Below are 3,900 nucleotides of genomic sequence, written 5' to 3' on the forward strand. Positions count from 1 at the left end.
GTACAGAATGCACCATCAGATTTGTAAAGGCCCATAAGAGATGTATTTGCTGTTGGATTAATCTCATTTTCAATATAAAGATCAAACTCATCAGGAACAGATAAGATTTCAAGTTTGTTGTCATGCTCTTTATATTTAGCTGCTACACCATCAACTTTAACAGACTTTAAAACAAGCTCTTCACCATCAAGAATTAATGGAGCCTTTTTATCCTGAGTAAGACGGATAAAATGAGCAACTGAACTTACTTTTGTTTTTGTATCATCAAGTTCAAAAGTAAGATCAATATTGGTAACTGTAAAATCTGGGCTTTTATAGTCTGTACGCTTTTTTGCCTTAAATGTCTTCTTTTCCATTTTATATCCTGTGTCTAAAAAGCCTGGAAAAACCAGGCTTATTAGTATTATTCCTTGTTTCTGTATTTAAGCAGTATCGGTGTTGAATCCTGTGCACTCAAATCAATATTCTGCTCTTTTACAATCGCAGAAAAATCAGATGCAATATTCACACTTGCTTTTAAAAGAGGATCGTCAAAAACAAAGTCATCAGGAATATCCTTAACATTCTTTACAGGATCTTTTCCCATTGCCTTTAGTCTTGTATTAGTATTAGCAAGATTTATTGCCTCATCCTCTTTAAACAGCTTCAGGCGCTTATCATAATTTATAGATAATACCTTCTTTGCCTTGAGTTTAGCATAGCGTTCCTGCTCGCTTTTTATTACATTGAATACAGGATCGGTTGCAATTCTTTGATTATGCTTCTTCTCAAGCTCCTTAACAATATTAGTTATATTAGCAGCACTGATATAACGATCATATTCGCTTGGCTTTATGCTGTCCCATTCAAGAGCATTTGGCTCTGATTTCTCACCAAACTCTGTAACATCAATCAATGTTGGAAGAGTAATATCAGGTGTTACACCGCGAAGCTGAGTTGAACCGCCATTTATTCTATAGAATTTGGCAATTGTGTAATGGATTGAGCCAAAGTGTGAATCCTTAAGGTCATAGATTCTAGTTAAAGGTCTGCTCTGCTGAACTGTGCCTTTACCATATGAATTATCACCAACGATAAGTGCTCTGCCATAATCCTGCAGCGCTGCAGCCATAATTTCAGATGCTGAAGCTGACAGACGGTTAATCAGTACAACTAAAGGACCTTTATACTGCATTGTATTGTCAGTATCATCATAAGTTGTCTGCTCTGCATTTACATCACGTACAAGCACAACAGGACCAGATTTGATGAATAAGCCTGTAGTGAAAATACCTTCAGGTAGAAGTCCACCACCGTTGTTTCTTAAATCAACAACAATTGCATCAACATTCTGATTTGTAAGCTTGTTTATTTCACGGATCACGTTCTGATGAAGATCGGTATAGAAACTTGAAATGGTGATTACACCGATTTTCTTACCGTCGTAGCTGTCATAAACCTTTGACTTAGCTTCCTTGTCCTGTAAACGGATCTTGTCTCGAACAAGTTCAACATTAAAGGTTTTAGAAGTTGCACCATCACCTCTTTCAATCTCAAGAATAACCTTGGTGCCCTTCTTACCCTTGATCTTCTTTACAACTTCAGTAAGTCTCCAGCCGATAATGTCATCACTCTTGCCATTATCCTGTCTTACTCCGACAATTCTGTCTTTTGGTTTGAGCTTCTTTGATTTTTCAGCAGGTGATCCTGGAAGAATAGATTCAATAACTGTAAACTCATCTTCTTGTGATAAAACAGCACCAATGCCTTCTAATGACAGATTGATATCATCATTAAAATTCTCAGACTCAACAGGTCCAAAGTAATTTGTATGTGGATCGATAGCTGTAGCAAAAGAATTTTCAAAGATTGAGAACACATCCTCAGATGACACCTGAGCTACTCTGTTCATTGCTGCAATATATCTGTTCTTAATACGCTTAAGTGCAGTTTGCTTTGACTTGCCGTTTAACAGCTGAACCTCATAATCATTAATGAGCTCTTTTTCCCACAGACTCTTTAATTCCTGCTCATCTTTTGCAAATTCAGCCTTAGTTCTATCAATCTCAATTGTTTTATCTGTATTAAGATTAATACCCTTTTCAAGTAACGAGAGCATATATTTGTATTTTGTATAACGCTTTTTAATGTTCTCGTTATATACAGCATAAGGATAATCAAGATAGCACTTTTCTAATCCCTGAAGAATTGATGGTGCATTTGCATAGATTTCATCAATTTCCTTTTTTGTATATAAGGAATGATTGTAATCAAGATATGTTACAAAACGGTCAATTACCTTTTTGGTAAAAGCATCATCAGTAGTTACAACCTTATAATGAGCTCTTGTAAAATAGTTGTAGATTCTAAGACATGAAACAGAATGTCTCTGTTCTGGAGAAAGAACAGGCATCTGCTCAAAGGTTGGAACTGTAAGTTTTGCGTTGGCATTAAAGCAGCAACCAAGTACAAGACCGGTCACTGCAAATTTTATAATGTTTTTCAATTGAAAACCTAATTAGATGTCTTTGGAAGAAGAACTCTATCTAAAGGTAAGGTGAGAGTAAGACCTGAATTTAGAGTTACTCTAACTGTATCTTTTGATGCATCCTGAGCTACAACACCACGAACAAAGCGTTGCTCTGAACTTAATACAAGAACATTTGTACCAAACTTTAAGTTATCCTGTGTACCCTTGATACCATCAACCTTGAATGGCTTTCTTGCCCCCTTACCCTGAGCTCTGTTCTGCTTGAAATTCTTTTTGTTATCCTTGCGAACAGGTTTCTTGTTTACATTGCGCTTTGCATTAATCTGAGCAATCTTTTCTTTAGCATATGCCTCATGCTCTGCATTAACAGCATCTTCAATCTCATTGCCGTCAATGTCAATTCTGTGAACACCAGCTTTTAAGCTGTACAGATATTTAAGTCTTGTTGTATACATTCTTAAAGCAGAACGCACTTTTGACAGTGATAAACCTTCAATTGAAGAAGCTCTCTGTTTAATATCATCAAAGATACCAATCTTTAATGGCTTAATGTCACCATCTTTTACAAATGCCTTTGGGAAGGTCTTATATAAAATATCAAGAGCCTCTTTAATATGCTCTAAGCGTGTGCCATCCTCTGATACATTCTCTTTTTTCTCGATATCTGATGGCTGCACTTCGTTTTTGATCTGTTCTGGTTCTTGCTTTTGGGTTTCCACAAGAAACTCCTTTAAAAAAATGAATATAAAACTATCTGTTTATTGTAATGAACTTTTGAATTTTTGTGAATTGATATTTGATTTAATAAAGAATTTTTACGGATGATTTTATACAATCAGCACATTTTTACAAATATTACCAAATTGTGTGCACATATATTTGTCAAAATCAAAGATTGATGTTTGCATGAAAAGCCATACTCCTCAAATTTTGAAGAGTATGACATTGCTTAGAAAAGTTTTTCTAAAGTTGTAACAAAGATGTCTTTTAACTTTTCAAGACTGTTTAAAGAAACAGCTTCGTTTACCTTGTGAATGTGTGTTGACAGAGGTCCAAATTCAACAACCTTTGTTCCTAAAGGTGCTATAAATCTACCATCTGAGGTACCACCTGCAGTTGAAAGTGATGGATTAACCTTAGTGTGCAAACTGATAGCTTCTTTTAGAACATCAAGAAGTTCTCCGCCTTTTGTTACAAAAGGAAGTCCATTAACTACATATCTTATTTCACAGTCTAATTTGAGATCGTTTACAATTGTTGTGACTTTTCTCTCAATCAGATCTTTGTTTAACAAATCTGAATATCTCCAGTTGCACATGATGTAACATGAGCCTGGTACTACATTTTCAGCACCGGTACCACAACTGATATTTGTTACCTGAAATGAGCTTTTTGGAAAGAATTGAGAACCTTCATCCCACTGTGTTTCA

Annotated in this window: 3 protein-coding genes and 1 pseudogene; all 4 read right to left on the reverse strand. The window is 35.5% G+C overall.

The window, feature by feature from the left end:
- Positions 1-356, reverse strand: a pseudogene (gene pepN / locus ACJML3_RS06985) (aminopeptidase N); the annotation flags it as partial.
- A gap of 47 nt (positions 357-403) precedes the next feature.
- Positions 404-2,485 (reverse strand): carboxy terminal-processing peptidase, encoded by a 2,082-nt coding sequence (locus ACJML3_RS06990; RefSeq protein WP_406021848.1) that lies wholly within the window; start codon positions 2,483-2,485, stop codon positions 404-406.
- An 8-nt stretch (positions 2,486-2,493) separates the two neighbouring features.
- Complete coding sequence (locus ACJML3_RS06995; RefSeq protein ID WP_406021850.1) at positions 2,494-3,189, reverse strand: ProQ/FinO family protein; 696 nt, start codon at positions 3,187-3,189, stop codon at positions 2,494-2,496.
- A 230-nt stretch (positions 3,190-3,419) separates the two neighbouring features.
- The coding region (locus ACJML3_RS07000) for a M20/M25/M40 family metallo-hydrolase (protein ID WP_406021852.1) at positions 3,420-3,900 on the reverse strand (481 nt) is incomplete at its 5' end.

This window comes from Succinivibrio sp. (genome assembly GCF_045124615.1).
Classification (GTDB): Bacteria; Pseudomonadota; Gammaproteobacteria; order Enterobacterales; family Succinivibrionaceae; genus Succinivibrio; species Succinivibrio faecicola.